The sequence below is a fragment of the Kineosporia sp. NBRC 101677 genome, assembly GCF_030269265.1.
In the GTDB taxonomy this organism is placed as follows: domain Bacteria; phylum Actinomycetota; class Actinomycetes; order Actinomycetales; family Kineosporiaceae; genus Kineosporia; species Kineosporia rhizophila.
In genome coordinates this window covers 125,920-141,455 of the sequence record NZ_BSTA01000015.1, presented here as the reverse complement: position 1 = coordinate 141,455, position 15,536 = coordinate 125,920, and the positions used below count along the sequence as shown (strand labels likewise).

The following is a 15,536-nucleotide window of genomic DNA, read 5'->3' as shown; positions in this document are numbered from 1 at the left end:
TGAACGTCATCAGCCCGCCTCCCCAGGCTGCCGATACTCCTGGGCAACATGACGACCGGCGACAGCAGTCCAGCCCAGGCGTCCCGCACCGCCGCGGCGACGTCTGCCGAGGCCGAGCGCCTGGCCGAACTGCATTCGCTGAACATTCTGGACACCCCGTCCGAGCCCGGTTTCGACGCGCTGGTGACACTGGCCTCCCAGGTCACCGGGTGCCCGATCTCGCTGGTGTCGCTGATCGACGAACAGCGGCAGTGGTTCAAGGCCAAGGTCGGCACCGACCTGTGCTCGACCGACCGGGACATCGCCTTCTGCGACCACGTGGTGCGTGACCGGGCCGAGCTCGAGGTACCCGACGCCCGCCTCGACCCGCGGTTCCGGGACAACCCCCTGGTCACCGGTCCCCCACACATCGCCTTCTACGCGGGCTTCCCGATCTCCACCAGCCAGGGCCGGATCCTGGGCACCCTCTGTCTGCTGGACACCGCCCCGCGCTCCCTGACTCCCCTGCAGCGCGACCAGATGCGCACCCTGGCCGGCCAGGTCTCCACCCAGCTGGAACTGCGGCGCGTCACGATCGAGCAGGCCGTAGAGATCACCGAACGCCGCCGGGCCGAGGCCGCGCTGGCCGACAGTCAGGCCAATCTCGCTGCGATCAGTGGGGTGACCCGCCAGATCCTGGCCGGCTCGGACGCCCGCTCGGCCATCGTGAGGGCGCTGGTCGACATCGGCGGCGCCCAGATGGCCAGCATGCTCGAACTGGGCCGGCCCGACGAGCTGGTGATCACCGGTTCCAGCGACGACGACCTGGTCGGGACCACGCATGCGTTCGGTGAGATGAAGATCGCGGCTGACGTGTGGCGCGAGGGCCGGCCCCGGTTCATCGAACGCGCCGCTGACCACCCCCTGATCAACCAGGACCTGGTGCACCGGATCGGGGCCCACTCGCTGCTGTTCCAGCCGATCAGGGCCGGTGAGCAAGTCGTCGGGCTGCTGGCGGTCAGCTGGGACCGGGTGCGCACCGACCTGAACGAGCGCCAGCTGGCGGCGGTCGCCCTGCTGGCCGACGAGTCCGCCTTCGCCCTGCAGCACGATGCCCTGCTACGCCGCTACGAGGACCTGGCCGGCACCGACCAGCTCACCGCCCTGCCCAACCGGCGTGCGTGGGAGGAACGCCTGACCGCCCTGGCCGCGAGCGCCCGCCGCACCCACACCCCCTTCGTCGTGGCCGTCGCCGACGTCGACCACTTCAAGGCCTACAACGACGCCCACGGTCACCTCGAGGGCGATGTCCTGCTGCGCGAGGTGGCCCAGGCGATCCGGACCCAACTGCGCACTGAGGACGTCGTTGCCCGCTGGGGTGGGGAGGAGTTCGCGATCGCCCTGCCCGGCTGCCAGGACGCTGCCGCCCAGATGGTCCTGGACCGGGTGCGCCGGGCCATGCCCCACGACCAGACCATCTCCATCGGCTACTGCCAGTGGGACCGCGAGACCAGCCTGGACTCCCTCATGAAGCGGGCCGACAGCGCCCTGTACAAGGCCAAGCGCACCGGGCGCGACCGGTGCGTCTCGGCCGCCCGTCTGCCTACTCCCGAGCCGACCTGAAGGTCTGCCCGATCTGCGGCTCAGCCGTTGGGCGCGAACACCGTCCGCACGTTCCCGTCGGCCTTGGCCTTGAAGATGTCGTAGCCGTGCTGGCCCTGCTCCAGCGGCAGTACGTGGGTGGCCAGGTGCTCGGTGACGATCTCGTCGCGGGCCATCCGCTCCAGGATCTCGGGGATGTACCGCTGGCCGTGCATCTGAGCACCCTGGACGGTCAGGCCCTTGTTCACCAGGGCGCCGAGCGGGAACTTGTCCACCACCCCGGCGAAAACGCCCAGCACGAAAACCGTTCCGCCCTTGCGGCAGGCGTGAATTGCCTGCCGGACGGCGGCGGGACGGTCGGTCTGCAACCTCAGCTGCTGCTTCGTGCGGTCGTAGAGGGTCTGCCCGCCCGGACCGTCGGCCTCCATGCCGACCGCCTCGATGCAGATGTCCGGCCCGCGCCCACCGGTGCGTTCCAGCAGTTCGGCCTCGACCGACGTCTTCTCGTAGTTCAGCACCTCGGCGCCGACGACCGACTCGGCCTGCACGAGACGGTAGTCCAGCCGGTCGATCACGATGACCCGCTCGGCGCCGCGCAGAATGGCTGCGCGGGCGGCCATCTGACCAACCGCACCGGCACCCCACACGGCCACGATGTCACCCGGCCCGGTACCGGCCAGATCCACCCCCGTCCATCCCGTCGCCACCGCGTCCGAGGCGAACAGGGCACGCTCGGTCGAAACGCCCTCGGGCACGGCGAATGCGCCGACGTCGGCGTAGGGAACGCGCACGTACTCGGCGTGGCTGCCGGCGAAACCACCCAGTGCGTGGGAATACCCGAAACACCCACCGGGCGTGCCGCCCCAGAGAGCATCGGTGATGGACGGGTTGGTGTTGCCGTTGTCGCACAGCGAGAACAGTTTCTGGTCGCAGTACCAGCACCGGCCGCACGCGATGAACGAAGACACCACCACCCGGTCGCCCACGGCGTGCTTGCGCACGGCGGGCCCGGCCTCGACCACCTCGCCGATGAACTCGTGACCGAGCACGTCTCCGCGCTCCATGAACGGGATGTAGCCGCCCAGAAGGTGCAGGTCGGAACCGCAGGCGGCGCTGCGCTGAACCCGCAGAACGACGTCGCCGTCGTTGAGGATGTGCGGGTCGGGCACCTCACGGACCTCGACCTCGTTCACTCCGGCCCAAGTCAGCGCCCTCACAGCCGCCCCTCCCCGCCCGAAGCCGAAGTTGCCGCGCGCAACGGCGCGTTCAAGGTCGTCGGCTCGGATGTGCCGGGTGCGGTGGCCCGCAGCACCTCACCGGTCTCCAGCAGCTGCTTGGAGCGCCGAAGAGCAGAACGAAGCTTTTGGACGGGTGTGGTCCCGTCGAGCTCGTCCGGCAGGTCGGGCACGGTGTCGGTCTGCGGATCACGCAACCGCACCGCAAGTTCCGTACCGCGCCCGCCGGGCGCGGTGGCCGTACGTGCCTCGATCGAGTCGCCCCATGCCCGCAGAGGTTCCGGCAGCACCAAAGGCCCACTGTCGTCTTTAGTTCGGTAGACCGTCACCACCATCCACCGTGACGGATCGTCCTGGCGGTCGGGAACGAGCGAGTCGCGGGAGGCGATCCGCCGCCGTACCGCGGTCGCCACCCCGGCCACCACCCCGGTCGCGCCGGCGAGGGTACCGATCTTGCGCTTCGTCCCGGCCTGGTTCGTGGCCCTGGGCTGTTCCATGTCTTCGCTCCGAAACCCGACCAGCCCGAGGCTGGTCGTCGGTGCCGCTCAAGGCCGCTGTTCGACCTTCACAGGCGTGGGCCCGACCTGCGAACCCGCTCCTGCAGAAGATTAGAAGAGCCTGACCGTCCCGCAACGGCAAAGGCAGCAGAACTGCAGCAAGCGGACCAAAACGCCGCGGCCGCCCCGAAGTATGCACTCCAGGACGGCCGTAGCGGTTCATCTCAGACCTGACGCCACTCGTCGCTGGTGATGTGAGAGCCGGCCTGCGGCCCCATCTGCAGCATGCCCCCGTCCACCGCCCACGAGGCGCCGGTGACGTAACTCGAGGCCGGCGAAGCCAGGAAAGCCACCACAGCAGCGATCTCGCGGGCATCGCCCGGCCGCCCCAGCGGCACACCCGGACGGTGCACCTGGTGCGGGTCCACATCCGTCTGGCCGGTCATCGGCGTGGCGATCTCGCCCGGAGCAACACTATTGGCGGTGATGCCGTACTGGCCCAACTCCAGGGCGATGGTCTTGATCAGGCCGCCCAGACCGTGTTTGGACGCGTCGTACGCCGACGAGCCGACCCGCGGCTGAGTCTCGTGCACGCTGGTGATCGCAATGATCCGGCCCTCACTCCCGGCCGCGACCATCCGTCGGGCCGCCCGCTGGATGCAGACGAACGCACCGTCCAGATCGGTGGCCACCGTCTGCCGCCAGGTCTCGTAATCCAGCTCCAGAAAGGGTTTACCGTCACCGGTTCCGGCGTTGTTGACGAACACGTCGACGCCACCCAGCTCGTCCGCCAGCCGGTCGATCACATCCCCGCACCCGGGCAGGTCGGCGGTGTCCAGCTGGGCCGTCACCGCCCGGCGGCCCAGCCCCCGAACCTCCTCGGCGGTGCGCTCGGCGCCTTCCTGGTCGGTGTGCCAGGTGAGGGCCACGTCCATACCGGCATCGGCCAGAGCAACGGCCACCGCCCGGCCGATTCCGGAATCACCTGCGGTCACGATGGCCCGGCGCGGTTCGAAGGGCATGATCTCGATCCTCTCCTCAGGACGGCTGCGCCCCGACCCTCCTGTGCCCCCTTCTCGATCGCAATCCGACCGGTCCCGACCGCCATTCCCAGAAACGGACATTCCTGCTAATTTCGCCTTGATCGACAAGGTTGTCGCGAGAGGTGGGAATCCCGGTGCTGAGAAGACGCGGTCTACCCGTTGCCGTAGGGCTGTTCCTGGTCACCCTTTTCGTCGGCCTCCCCGCCGGCTCGGCCTCGGCGGCGGCTCACGGCCCCTACGTCATCCAGCAGGAGGGCAACCTCAAGTGCATCGAGGTGCCCGGGGCCGGGAGCACACAGGAAGAACTGGTCCTGGTCACGCAGAACTGCTTCGGCAACCGGGTTCAGTGGCAGCAGTGGTTCTTCCACGACACCAGCAACGGCTACTACCAGATCAAGAACGTGCGCACTCTCAAGTGCCTGACCATCCGCGGTGACGTGGTGCTCTCGAGTGCCCCGGCGGTCCAGATGCAGTGCACGCTGGTCACGACCAACAGCGAATGGAAGCCGATCAACCGCAAGAGCGTCGGCGGGCTGGACCACTACCGTCTGCAGAACCGGCGCACCGGCCTCTGTCTGGACACTCTGGTGCCGGCCGGGGCAGGCACCCAGATCAAGCAGATCAGCTGCAACACCGCCTACTACTGGACCTGGCGGGCCTGAGCTCGCAGCCGCGGAGGAGCTGACCGCCCGGATCCGGACGGTCAGCTCACGCGGTCAGGACTCGTCGGCGCCCGCCTGCGCCGCGTCGGCCTCGGCGTCAGCCGCACCCACCGGCTCCCCGCCCTCCTCGGCGAAGGCCCGGTCGTTCTCGCCCAGCTCGGCGTTGCCGTCGAAACGGAGCCCGGGAGAGGCCTCGGCCCCGGCGGCCTCCGCATCGGCGACGGCATCGGCCTGGCCCACGCTCTGACCCTCGTCCTGAGGCGAGACATTTTCGGCGGCGGGTTCACTCATGGCATCCTCCGGATCAGCGGCCTTGCCGAACGGGTCATGCCCACGGTAACCGCCTGAACCCGAACCGCCACACGACGACGATCTCGCCGGCCAGGATCAGCAGGACTGGTAGCGGTAGGCCGACCTGCCCGAGGGAACGACCTTGCGGTCACGCAGGATCACCGAGATCTCCTTGCCCTGGGAAGCGCAGGCCTTGGTGTAGGCAGCCTGGCCGTTGTCGGTGTACTCGATCTCGTACACCTGGTCGCCGTAGATGTCGGTGTAGGCGTCGCACTCCTTCCAGACCTGGCACTCCTCCGCGATGGCGAAGTCGAAACCGGCTGCCTTCGCATCGCTCTGGTCCAGCTCGGCCGTGTTCTTCTGGGCGATGGCCAGGCCGGCGTCGTGGGCCCGCTCGGCCAGCAGCGCCGCGAACGCCACGTTGTCGTCCTTGCTCAGCAGGTCGTCCGAGCGGGTGTAGGTGTCGAGGTTGTCCGGCTCCACGGCGTCGAACCCGGCCGCCGCGCAGCCGTCGATCCACCCGCCCACGACCGCGGCCAGGGCCTTGCGCTTGGCCACGGTGGAGGTGTCGAGCAGGAACTCACCCCACTCGGAGTCCTCTACATAGTCCCCGCCCGCCGTCTTCAGCAACAGGTCGTCGTGGCTCCCCGTCCAGAAGTCGGCCTCGCTCGGCTGAGTCTGGAAAGCGTTGACATAGCAGACGTTGTACTTGCCCGAGGCCGGCTTCGCCTCACGGTCCCGGTCGACGATCTTCACCGCGGCCGCGGGCGTGTAGGCACCGCCGATCTGGTAGTCGAACTGCCCGTTGGCCGGAGGCAGCGTCACCTCCGTGTCCGCAGCCGCAGTCGCAGTCGCGGCTGGGGTGGTGGTCTGAACCGGCGTGGGCCGCTCAGCCCCACGCCCACCGCGGTCGCGCCAGGGATTGGCCGCACTGGCAGTGGCATACGACCCAACTCCCAGCAGCAGGACCAGGCCCGCGGCCGAGGCCACGAGGATGCGTCGGCGGTGCGTGCGCTTGTTGCTCATGCTCTTCCTACCCCAGAACACCCCGCCTCGGGCTGACCCCTGGCGACCAGTGCCGGACCGATTACGCAGCGCGTAGTTCGCCGGCTGAGCGCTCTGTAACGCACCCGAAGGTAGGAGGTCCGGTGACTGGGGAGCGTTAAATGCGGCCTAGATCAATGTTTCTGCGGCCGTCAGGCGTCGTAGGTGCAGAGTTCCCGGACACCCCTGGTCACGGCTTCTTCCAGATCGTCCTCCAGCGGAGGGAAAGCCAGGTGGTGCAGCATCAGGCCGTCGAGATAGTCCATCAGCGCGTTGCATTCGGCCGCCGGTTCGGCAGAGCCGATGCCGCTGAGCCATTCCGTGGCCCACTGACGCAGCTCACGGCTCGGCCCGGCCAGGCGCTCCTGCAGGTCGGGGCGTAGGGCCGCTTCGACGAACAGGCCGAACCGGGCCACCGTCACCGCTCGGTCGGGGCCGAGGGCACGCTGGACGTAGGCGGCCAGGGCGGCCGCGAGTTCCGCGGAGGTGGTCGGCCGGACCAGACCCGCGATCGCCTCCCAGGCATGGGCGTCCCGCTCGGCAAAGCGTTCGGCGATCGCCCCGAGCAGTGCCTCGCGCGTCTTGAAGTAGTTCGCCGTGGCCCCGGCCGGCGTTCCTGCTGCGGCATCCACGGCCCGGTGAGTCAGACCCCGTACGCCCTGACCGCCGAGCACCTCGATGGCTGCGTCGAGCAGCTCTTCGCGACGGGAGGGCACCGCGCCACCCTATAGCGACACAACAGGTGTTGTCTCATAACAACACCTGTTGTACCTTGCTGACATGACCAGACGGGCGATCGTCATCGGCGGAGGCATCGGCGGCCTGACCGCGGCAGCCGCCCTCGGCCGACAGGGCTGGCAGGTGACCGTCCACGAACGCAACCCGGTCCTTCCCGACACCGGCACCGCCCTCGGCATCTGGCCACAGGCCCTCCGCGCCCTCCACGTACTCGGCCTCGACGAGCAGATCCGCAAGGCCGGCCGACGTCAGGAAGCCGGGGCGTTCCTGCGGCCGGACGGTTCCCCCATCGCCCGGTTCGACCTGGACCGGATGCGTCGACGGGCCGGCGACGACGTCTATCTGGTGCCCCGGCCGGCCCTGCTCTCGGTTCTGCACCGCGCCGCCGTCTCGGCGGGCGCGCAGGTGTTGCTGGGGCGGCCGGTCGGCCACTTCGAAGGATTCGAGGCCGATCTGGTGGTGGTTGCCGACGGAGTGTTCAGTCAGGCCCGCGAGCACCTGTTCGGGCCGGCCCACCGGGCCCGGTACTCCGGCACCACCGCCTGGCGAGGCGTGGTCGAAGGGATGTCGACCGACAGCTTCACCGAGGTCTGGGGCCCGGGCCTGAAGTTCGGCGTCACTCCCCATGACCACGGCCGCACCAACTGGTATGCCGCCGCGACCGCAGCACCGGCATCTCAGCACCCCGGCCACGAACTGCCCACCCTGAGAGAGATGTACGAGGGCTGGGCGCACCCCGTCAGCCGTGTCCTGGATTCCGTGAAGGAGGCCCACATCCTCCGCCACGACATCTACGTGACCCCGCCGCTGCCGTCCTATGTTCGGGGTTCGACCGCACTGATCGGCGACGCCGCCCATGCCATGACCCCTGATCTGGGCCGCGGGGCCTGTGAATCAATTATTGACGCGGTCACGCTGGCCGAGTGCGTAAGCGGGGGGACGTTGTCGGCCGGGTTGGGTGTGTACGACCGCAGACGTCGCCCCACCACCCAGCGACTGGCCCGCATGGCCGCGCTCGCCGGGTGGGTGAGCCGGGTAGGTCATGGCCGGCCGGTGCGGGACGGACTACTACGGGTGAGCATGCTGGCCGGGCCCCCGAGCTGAGCCCGCCACATCCAGGCCCGCGGCTCGAAGATCCGCAGCCAGCGCCGCGTAGATGTACTCGCTCCCCCAGCGATCCCCGTCCAGGTCGTTCTCGACCAGGTGCGCCTCACGGCGCATCCCGAGCCGCTCGCAGACCCGCACCGACCCGGTGTTCTCCACATCCAGCCGGGCGTAGAGCCGGTGCACGCCCAATGTTTCGAAGGCGAACCCGGCCAGTGTCGCGGCCGCCTCGGTCGCGTAGCCGTGCCCCTGGTGACCGGGGCCGACGGTCCAGCCGATCTCGGCCTGAGCTGCGTGAGCACTGGCCAGGGTAAGACTCACCTCCCCGATGAGGCCGGGCTCATCGCGACGGCAGACAGCGAGCGACACCTTGTCCCCGTCAGTGCCCCAGGCCGTCCAGGCCGCACGCTCGGCGGCAACCTCCTCGCTGCGCTCACGTGTGTGCGCAGGCCGGTACAAGTACCGGGCCACGCCGGCCAGGCCCTGGTAGGCGTAGAGGTCGTCCGCGTCGTCGGGAGCGAACCGGCGCAGGGTCAACCGGGGCGTGGTCAACGGCAGCAGCGAAGCGATGTCCATGCGGACCTCCGGAACGCAGACGTCGGTCAGGATGCGCACGGATTTTTTCATGACGACTGCACAGGAGCCACGCCTTTTCGGCCCAGAGCTCCGGGCGTCCGGTCCGGTACCTAATTTGCCGCGGATCACGCCCAGGCAATACCGGGCGCAAGGCCACTGCCTCACCAGCAAAGGCTTTACCCAGGGCTTTCATTCACCTAACGACCGGCGGTTGACGGTCGACTTCGCCCAGGAGTTGACTGTCCACCGATCCGGAAAGTGGTTCTATCCCCTGAAGATGTGACCCGGCCCGGTGTCGAGAGTGCTCTCGATCCCCGTCCGTGGCGCAGCGCGCCCGGGACACCTTCAGGAAAGGACTCCTCGCGCCCATGCGCAGCCGACCCCGTACCTCCCCGCGCCGGCTCATCTCGATCGCCGGCATCACCGGCGTCCTGATCGCCGGCAGCGCCACCGCGTACGCGGTCAGCCCGCTCAGCAGCAGCACCAGCGTCACCGCGGCCGCTACGGGCGCGACGTACTACGTCGCCCCCAACGGCAGCGACGCTGCGGCGGGCTCCAAGAGTGCCCCGTGGAGGAGCATCGCCCGGGCCCAGACGGCGGTCAGTGCCGGCGACACCGTCTACTTCCGGGCCGGGACGTACGCCTTCACCGCGGCCACCAAGGCCTGCTCCAGCCGGACCGCCCTGGTCGATGCGATCACACTGTCCAAGAGCGGCACCTCGGCGGCACCGATCACCTACGCCGCATACCCGGGCGAGAAGCCGGTGTTCAACTTCTCGGCGATGAAGGACGACTGCCGCATCAAGGGCCTGAACGTGACCGGCAGCTACCTGAACGTCAAGGGCCTGGAACTCACCGGCGTGCGGCAGAACAACACCCTGAACCACGAGTCGTGGGGCGTGTACGTCACCGGCAGCAACAACACGTTCGACCAGCTGAACCTGCACCACCACATGGGCCCGGGCCTGTTCATCAAGAACGGCAGCAACAACCTGGTGCTCAACAGCGACTCGCACGACAACTACGACCTGTACACCTCCAACGGCGCCGGTGAGAGTGCCGACGGTTTCGGGGCGCACGTGGCCGCCAACCAGCCCGGCAACCGCTTCAGCGGCAATCGGGCCTGGAACAACTCCGACGACGGCTTCGACCTGATCAACGCCTACTCGCCGGTGACCATCGAGAACTCCTGGGCCTGGCACAACGGCTACGTGCCGGGCACCGAGACGGCCGCGGGCAACGGCAGCGGCATCAAGGCCGGCGGCTACGGCGGCATGTACCAGGCCGCCGCGGTCAAGCACACGGTGCGCTACTCGGTGGCGTTCAACAACCGCGCGGCCGGGTTCTACGCCAACCACCACCCGGTGGCGCTGAACTTCAACCACAACACCGCCTACAACAACCGGCCGAACTACAACATGCTGGGCATCACCTCCAGCGGCGCCGCCACCGGGCTCGGCAACCTGCACGACAACGTCGCCTTCGGCGGCACCCTGACCAGCAACCTGGGCGGCACCACCCAGAAGAACAACTCCTGGAACCTGTCCAAGGCCCTGACCAGCAAGGACTTCCAGAGCGTGAGCACCACCGGCTGGGACGCCGCCCGGCAGTCGAACGGAAGGCTGCCGGTGCTCACCAGCCTGCGGCCGGCCACGGGCAGCCCGCTCACCGGCACGGCCAGCGACGCCGCGACCGCGACCACCAAGAACATCGGCGCGTTCTGAGCCTGTAGATGCAGGCCCCCGCAGCGCAGTCAGCTCAGGCGGCTGCGCTGCGGGGCCGGCATCACGGACGACCAGCCTCGAGCGCCTGCTCGGAACGGACCAGTTCGAGCAGGCGACCGAGCCAGTTGCGGCCCTCGTCGCCGTGAGACACCCAGAAAGGCCCGTCAGGGCCGGTGTGCAGCAGGCGTGAGGCCCCCGTGCCGACCAGGACCGCGGCCAGATCGGGATGCTGGGCGAACTTCGCGCGCAGCAGGTCGGTCATCACCGCCAGACGCATGACTTCCCAGCCGTCGCGCAACTGCTGCCCCCGCACCAACCGCTTGGTCCCGAACGGAGCCTCGGCCGCCAACACCCGCGCCCGCACCTCGTGGTCCAGCACCGCTGTGGCCCAGTACGCGTGATCGACGCTGGGATAGGTGTGCCCGTCCACGGTGATCTCGGCGGGGAACTCATTGCGCAGGCAGAACAGTCCCGGCTCCTGCTCGTGCCCCAGAGGGGAGGGAACCTGCGGGATGTAGACGCTGGTGCCCGCCCCCTCCGGTTCCGGGACCTCGCGCGTGAGCCATGACGCCATCTCATGTTCCCGATCAGCGAAGTACTGCAGTGCCCAGGCGTGCCGTTCTTCCGTCACCACCACCCCGCCGACCGTCCGGTGCCCCGGTCCAGCGACCAGGAACTGAACCGGCAGGTCTTTGCTGTCCATGTCCCCGAGCATGTATGTGCGCAGATGCTCAGGTACAGCGTCGTAGGCCGCCCGCAGTAGGTCCTGGTTGGTCTCGCTCGGGTCACCGGCGAACCTGAGAGCCGCCTCAACGCATCGCACCGAGGAGTCGGGACGCCCGTTCAGCCGCTCGACCTCGTCCCTGACCTCACCGAGCAGCATGTCTGCGCTCATCCAGGTCTCGACGTTCGAGAAGGTCCACGACGCAAGGTGATGCGCCGACGCCCGGGCACCGTCCGGGATCTCGGTCGCCACCCACCCACTGGCCAGCTTCAGCTCGAACTCCGCCAGCGTCACCAGGTCCCAGCAGTCCACCACGCCGTCGGCGTAGATCACCAGATCGGTCAGGTAGTGATCGTCGCCGTTACGGATGAAGGCCGGCCGCCATGTCCCCTCGACCCGCTCGCCGTCTACCGTTCGCCAGGTCCGCCGGTGTTGACTCATGATCTTGAGTATGGCCCCATGGCCCCCACCGGCCGGCCCAAATCGGTACTTGCACTGCCTGGCCGGATCATTCGGCCGAGAGGCGATCGAGGCGAGCCACCCGGCGCGCCCCGGCCGTGAGCCGGTAGGACTCCTCCAGCAGTTCGGCCACCTCGTCCCAGTCCGTCCGGGCGTCCAGATCCAGCCCGATCCAGCCGGCCGGACCGAGGTAGGCCGGCACGAAACACCTCTCGTCCTGCTCCAGGGCCGGGCGGGAATCCGGTTCGCACAGCACCATCACCGACTGGTCGTGCGCCAGCCACTCCCCCGCCTGACGTACCGAGCCGCCGTAGTAGGCAAAGACTTTCGTGGTGTAGAACGCCGGGCGCCCGTGTGAGACCTTCTCCGCCGCGTCCGGGAACCGTAGGGCCAGTTCGCGCACCCGCAGCAGGAACGGGTCCGCGTCGTCGAACATCTTCGGATGGGCCACCGCCGGGCCTCAGCCGGTGAGAGTGAGGCAGAAGGGATGCCCGGCCGGGTCGAGAAACACCCGGAAGGTGGGCTGGTCGCCGGGTACGCGAGTGGCACCGGCCTTCAGCGCGTGCGCCTCTCCGGCGTCCAGGTCGTCGACCTCGATGTCGAGGTGGGCCTGCTGCGGGTGCTCCGGGTCGGGCCACTGCGGGGCGGTGTAGTCGCTGATCTGCTGGAACATGACCACGAAGCTCTTGTCGGGGGTGAGCATGGCGCCCTCCGGCCCTTCGTAGGCCACCTTGATACCGAGCAACTCGGCGTAGAAGGCCGCCAGCCCGGCCGCGTCGGGGGCGTCGATGGTGGCCGCGTACAACCCGGCCACCTCGCCCACGCCCTCCCTCAGGCACAGGTCGAAGGGGTGCCCGGCCGGGTCGGCCATGGTGATCCAGCTGGAGCCCGCCCCCAGCCGGGTGGCCCCGAGCTGCTCGGCCTTCTGCGCGGCCGCTTCCGGATCGCTGACCAGCAGGTCGAGGTGGAACTGCTGCGGGCGCTCCTGCCCGGGCCACTGCGCCGGAACGTGGTCGGGGGCCGCCTGGAACGCGACCTCGAACCCCTCCTTGGTGCGCACGGTGATCCAGTGGCTGTCCGAGGTAGCGATCGTCCAGCCGGTGAGTGAGGTGTAGAAACCGGCCAGGCCCTCGATGTCGGCCGCATCAAGAGCGACCGCCTCGACGCGCGCATTGATGGAGTTCTCCGTCATGCCGCCAACCCTATGCTCGCGCGCCCGCGCCCGCGGGGAACCAGCCGGTACTGGTTCAGCGAAAGTCTTTACGGACGATCGTGGCCGCCTCGGCGAGTCTCTCACCGATGGCGGCCACGTCGACTGCGCCTCCGGTCAGGTACACGACGGCAATGGCAGCAGGCTGCTGGCCCGGCACATCCAGCGGCACGGCGATCGAGGACAGCCCTGGGGTGACCTCGTCGTGGCTCGTCTCGTACGGCAGGGTGCCCCGGTCCCGGCCGACCACCCGCTGCACGGCCCGGCCGGGGGCACCGCGGTCGAGGGCGTGACGGGTGCCCGGGCGCTGGGCCACGGTGGCCACTGCGGCACGTGGTTCGACGCTGATCAGGGTCACGATCTCCTGCCCGTCGAGGATGGTCAGGAACGCCGTCATGCCGCACTCGTTGGCGATGGCGGTGAGCTCGGGCAGCACCGCCGTCTGCAGGTCACGCGAGACGTTGCGGGCCAGGGTGGCCAGGCCGGCGCCGAGCACCAGATCGCCGGCCGCGTCGCGGGCCACCAGACCGTGGTGCTCCAGCGTGCGCACGATCCGGTAGGTGATCGAGCGGTGCAGGCCCAGGCGGGTGGCCAGTTCCCCGATGGACAGGGCCTCGTCGGCGGCCGCCAGCACCTCCAGCGCGGCGATTCCCCGCGACAACGTCTGCAGGGGCCCTTCCGCCCGACCGTCCGCCACCAAAACTCCTCCGACCCCTTGCGCGGGCATTCCCGGAAACATAGCGTTCCCATCGGCAGGTCGATAATCGGTCTGCTCGTTCTATTATAGAACATGCCAATGGCGGCAGGGGGTCGGAATGCAGTTCCACGACAACGGCTACGTGTCCGGTGATCCCCGCCGGGAACCGGCCGCCGGCCCGGAGCGCCCGGAACGGCTGCCCGACCAGGTCGACGTGCTGATCGTGGGGGCCGGCCCGGCCGGGATGACCGCCTTCGCACAGCTGGCGCAGTTTCCCTCAGTGGTCACCCGGCTGATCGAACGCCGCCCCGGCCGGCTCGAGATCGGTCAGGCCGACGGCCTGCAGGCCCGCAGCGTGGAGTCGTTCCAGGCCTTCGGGTTCGCCAACCGTCTGATCGAGGAGGCCTACCGGATCTACTCGATGGCCTTCTGGCGCCCCGATCCGGCGCGGCCCGCCGAGATCGTGCGCACCAAGCTGGTTCCCGACGACCCCTCCGGCATCAGCGAGTTCCCCCACCTGATCCTCAACCAGGCCCGGGTGCTGGACTACTTCGCCGAGTTCGCCCACAACTCCCCCACCCGCGCCGTCCCGGACTACGGGGTCGAGTTCCTCGGGCTCGAGGTCACCGACGACGCCGTCCTGGTGCAGGTCCGGGAGGCAGGCGTCACCCGCACCGTCCGGGCCAAGTACGTTCTGGGCTGCGACGGCGCCCGCAGCCAGGTACGCGAGGCGATCGGCCGCAAGCTCGTGGGACAGGCCGCCATGCACGCCTGGGGCGTGATGGACGTGCTGGCCCGCACCGACTTTCCCGACTACCGCACCAAGTGCGTGATCCAGTCCCACGACGGCGGCAACATCCTGCTCATCCCCCGCGAGGGCGGCTTCCTGACGCGCTTCTACGTCGACCTCGGCGAGGTGGCCGAGGACGACGACGGCCAGGTGCGCACCACCCCGCTGGAGTCCGTCGTGGCGCGGGCCAACAAGATCCTGCACCCGTACACCATCGAGGTGCAGGACGTGCCCTGGTGGAGCGTGTACGAGGTCGGGCACCGGCTCACCGACCGCTTCGACGACGTCGCCCACGACCCCAAGGTCTTCATCACCGGCGACGCCTGCCACACCCACAGCGCCAAGGCCGGTCAGGGCATGAACGTCTCGATCCAGGACGGCTGGAACATCGCCTGGAAGCTCGGGCACGTGCTGGAGGGCCGGGCGCAGGAGTCGCTGCTGCAGACCTACTCGGCCGAGCGGCAGGTGGTGGCGCAGAACCTGATCGCCTTCGACAAGGAGTGGTCCACGCTGATGGCCACCCCCGCCGAGCAGATGCCCGACCCCAGTCTGCTGGAAACCTTCTACGTGCAGACCTTCGAGTTCCCAGCCGGTTTCATGACGCAGTACGAGCCCTCCGTGCTCACCGCCGAGAACACCCACCAGGATCTGGCTCTCGGCTGTCCCATCGGCAAACGGTTCAAGTCCGCGATCGTGCACCGGGTCAGCGACACCACCCCGATCCACCTGGGCCACCACGCCCGGGCCGACGGCCGCTGGCGCATCTACGTATTTGCGGACGAGTCGCGGCCCGGCAGCGGGGCGGCTCACCAGTTCGCAGGCTGGCTCGCGGACGATCCGGCCTCACCGGTGCGGGCCCACACTCCGCAGCATCTCGACCTGGACGCCTGGTTCGATGTGAAAATTGTTTACCAGCAGCAGTTCGGTGAGATCGACCTGCGCCGGGTGCCGGCCGTGTTCAAACCGGACCGCGGGCGGTTCCGGATCACCGACTGGGAGAAGGTGCACGCCACCGGCGAGGAGCACGACATCTTCACCGAACGCCGGATCAGCCGGGACGGGGCGCTCGTGGTGGTGCGCCCCGACCAGTACGTGGCCAACGTGCTGCCGCTGACCGCCCACGACGAACTGTCCGCCTTCTTCGCCGGCATCTTCGCCTGA

16 protein-coding genes are annotated in these 15,536 nt (G+C 68.9%); 5 read left to right on the top strand and 11 right to left on the bottom strand.

Annotated elements, in window-relative coordinates; genetic code table 11:
- Positions 1-48 precede the first annotated feature (48 nt).
- On the top strand, positions 49-1,602 hold the full coding sequence (locus QSK18_RS32310) for a sensor domain-containing diguanylate cyclase (protein ID WP_285627064.1): 1,554 nt from the start codon (positions 49-51) through the stop codon (positions 1,600-1,602).
- 20 nt (positions 1,603-1,622) lie between these two features.
- Here the strand turns inward: QSK18_RS32310 and QSK18_RS32305 are convergent, their stop codons facing one another.
- From QSK18_RS32305 to QSK18_RS32295, 3 genes are all read right to left on the bottom strand, one after another.
- Complete coding sequence (locus QSK18_RS32305) at positions 1,623-2,798, bottom strand: zinc-dependent alcohol dehydrogenase (protein ID WP_285627061.1); 1,176 nt, start codon at positions 2,796-2,798, stop codon at positions 1,623-1,625.
- Entirely contained in the window at positions 2,795-3,313 is a 519-nt protein-coding gene (locus tag QSK18_RS32300; protein WP_285627059.1) for a hypothetical protein, read from the bottom strand. The genes QSK18_RS32305 and QSK18_RS32300 overlap by 4 nt, the downstream gene beginning before the upstream one ends.
- Before the next feature lie 224 nt (positions 3,314-3,537).
- The gene (locus QSK18_RS32295) at positions 3,538-4,335 is read right to left on the bottom strand and encodes an SDR family oxidoreductase (protein ID WP_285627056.1); all 798 of its coding nucleotides are present in this window, start codon (positions 4,333-4,335) and stop codon (positions 3,538-3,540) included.
- A 155-nt stretch (positions 4,336-4,490) separates the two neighbouring features.
- Here QSK18_RS32295 and QSK18_RS32290 point away from each other — a divergent pair, with 155 nt between their 5' ends.
- Positions 4,491-5,018 (top strand): RICIN domain-containing protein, encoded by a 528-nt coding sequence (locus QSK18_RS32290; protein WP_285627055.1) that lies wholly within the window; start codon positions 4,491-4,493, stop codon positions 5,016-5,018.
- Between the two features lie 54 nt (positions 5,019-5,072).
- Here QSK18_RS32290 and QSK18_RS32285 read toward each other — a convergent pair whose 3' ends face one another.
- The 3 genes from QSK18_RS32285 to QSK18_RS32275 all read right to left on the bottom strand — a co-directional run bounded on the left by QSK18_RS32285 (position 5,073) and on the right by QSK18_RS32275 (position 7,069).
- Positions 5,073-5,309, bottom strand: coding sequence for a hypothetical protein (locus tag QSK18_RS32285; protein ID WP_285627053.1), 237 nt, complete (start codon positions 5,307-5,309; stop codon positions 5,073-5,075).
- 96 nt (positions 5,310-5,405) lie between these two features.
- The gene (locus QSK18_RS32280; RefSeq protein ID WP_285627051.1) at positions 5,406-6,335 is read right to left on the bottom strand and encodes an endo alpha-1,4 polygalactosaminidase; all 930 of its coding nucleotides are present in this window, start codon (positions 6,333-6,335) and stop codon (positions 5,406-5,408) included.
- A gap of 170 nt (positions 6,336-6,505) precedes the next feature.
- A complete protein-coding gene (locus QSK18_RS32275) occupies positions 6,506-7,069 on the bottom strand; it encodes a TetR/AcrR family transcriptional regulator (protein ID WP_285627048.1) in 564 nt (187 codons plus the stop codon).
- A 64-nt stretch (positions 7,070-7,133) separates the two neighbouring features.
- Between QSK18_RS32275 and QSK18_RS32270 the strand changes: the two genes are divergently transcribed.
- A complete protein-coding gene (locus QSK18_RS32270) occupies positions 7,134-8,195 on the top strand; it encodes an FAD-dependent monooxygenase (RefSeq protein WP_285627045.1) in 1,062 nt (353 codons plus the stop codon).
- Here the strand turns inward: QSK18_RS32270 and QSK18_RS32265 are convergent.
- A complete protein-coding gene (locus QSK18_RS32265) occupies positions 8,160-8,771 on the bottom strand; it encodes a GNAT family N-acetyltransferase (RefSeq protein ID WP_352396705.1) in 612 nt (203 codons plus the stop codon). The genes QSK18_RS32270 and QSK18_RS32265 overlap by 36 nt on opposite strands.
- Positions 8,772-9,139: 368 nt before the next feature.
- Between QSK18_RS32265 and QSK18_RS32260 the strand changes: the two genes are divergently transcribed.
- The gene (locus QSK18_RS32260; protein WP_285627037.1) at positions 9,140-10,495 is read left to right on the top strand and encodes a right-handed parallel beta-helix repeat-containing protein; all 1,356 of its coding nucleotides are present in this window, start codon (positions 9,140-9,142) and stop codon (positions 10,493-10,495) included.
- A 61-nt stretch (positions 10,496-10,556) separates the two neighbouring features.
- On the opposite strand, the gene QSK18_RS32255 is transcribed toward QSK18_RS32260, so the two are convergent.
- The 4 genes from QSK18_RS32255 to QSK18_RS32240 all read right to left on the bottom strand — a co-directional run bounded on the left by QSK18_RS32255 (position 10,557) and on the right by QSK18_RS32240 (position 13,615).
- Positions 10,557-11,660, bottom strand: a complete 1,104-nt coding sequence (locus QSK18_RS32255) for an NADAR family protein (RefSeq protein ID WP_285627035.1) — start codon at positions 11,658-11,660, stop codon at positions 10,557-10,559.
- 67 nt (positions 11,661-11,727) lie between these two features.
- Positions 11,728-12,114, bottom strand: a complete 387-nt coding sequence (locus QSK18_RS32250) for an MmcQ/YjbR family DNA-binding protein (RefSeq protein ID WP_285627033.1) — start codon at positions 12,112-12,114, stop codon at positions 11,728-11,730.
- Between the two features lie 24 nt (positions 12,115-12,138).
- Positions 12,139-12,870 (bottom strand): VOC family protein, encoded by a 732-nt coding sequence (locus tag QSK18_RS32245; protein ID WP_285627029.1) that lies wholly within the window; start codon positions 12,868-12,870, stop codon positions 12,139-12,141.
- A 55-nt stretch (positions 12,871-12,925) separates the two neighbouring features.
- Positions 12,926-13,615 carry an IclR family transcriptional regulator gene (locus QSK18_RS32240; protein WP_502894303.1) on the bottom strand — a complete coding sequence of 230 codons (690 nt, stop codon included), beginning with the start codon at positions 13,613-13,615 and terminating at the stop codon, positions 12,926-12,928.
- A gap of 88 nt (positions 13,616-13,703) precedes the next feature.
- On the opposite strand from QSK18_RS32240, the gene QSK18_RS32235 reads away from it, so the two are divergent.
- Positions 13,704-15,536: an FAD-dependent monooxygenase gene (locus QSK18_RS32235; RefSeq protein WP_285627023.1), complete on the top strand. Its 1,833-nt coding sequence runs from the start codon at positions 13,704-13,706 to the stop codon at positions 15,534-15,536.

What these genes read in the sequence shown, in the direction of transcription:
- QSK18_RS32300 (WP_285627059.1), bottom strand. Translation starts at nt 3,313, where the DNA reads ATGGAACAGCCCAGGGCCACGAACCAGGCCGGGACGAAGCGCAAGATC.
- QSK18_RS32250 (WP_285627033.1), bottom strand. Translation starts at nt 12,114, where the DNA reads ATGTTCGACGACGCGGACCCGTTCCTGCTGCGGGTGCGCGAACTGGCC.
- QSK18_RS32285 (WP_285627053.1), bottom strand. Translation starts at nt 5,309, where the DNA reads ATGAGTGAACCCGCCGCCGAAAATGTCTCGCCTCAGGACGAGGGTCAG.
- QSK18_RS32295 (WP_285627056.1), bottom strand. Translation starts at nt 4,335, where the DNA reads ATGCCCTTCGAACCGCGCCGGGCCATCGTGACCGCAGGTGATTCCGGA.
- QSK18_RS32240 (WP_502894303.1), bottom strand. Translation starts at nt 13,615, where the DNA reads ATGCCCGCGCAAGGGGTCGGAGGAGTTTTGGTGGCGGACGGTCGGGCG.
- QSK18_RS32280 (WP_285627051.1), bottom strand. Translation starts at nt 6,335, where the DNA reads ATGAGCAACAAGCGCACGCACCGCCGACGCATCCTCGTGGCCTCGGCC.
- QSK18_RS32265 (WP_352396705.1), bottom strand. Translation starts at nt 8,771, where the DNA reads ATGGACATCGCTTCGCTGCTGCCGTTGACCACGCCCCGGTTGACCCTG.
- QSK18_RS32310 (WP_285627064.1), top strand. Translation starts at nt 49, where the DNA reads ATGACGACCGGCGACAGCAGTCCAGCCCAGGCGTCCCGCACCGCCGCG.
- QSK18_RS32235 (WP_285627023.1), top strand. Translation starts at nt 13,704, where the DNA reads ATGCAGTTCCACGACAACGGCTACGTGTCCGGTGATCCCCGCCGGGAA.
- QSK18_RS32255 (WP_285627035.1), bottom strand. Translation starts at nt 11,660, where the DNA reads ATGAGTCAACACCGGCGGACCTGGCGAACGGTAGACGGCGAGCGGGTC.
- QSK18_RS32270 (WP_285627045.1), top strand. Translation starts at nt 7,134, where the DNA reads ATGACCAGACGGGCGATCGTCATCGGCGGAGGCATCGGCGGCCTGACC.
- QSK18_RS32245 (WP_285627029.1), bottom strand. Translation starts at nt 12,870, where the DNA reads ATGACGGAGAACTCCATCAATGCGCGCGTCGAGGCGGTCGCTCTTGAT.
- QSK18_RS32260 (WP_285627037.1), top strand. Translation starts at nt 9,140, where the DNA reads ATGCGCAGCCGACCCCGTACCTCCCCGCGCCGGCTCATCTCGATCGCC.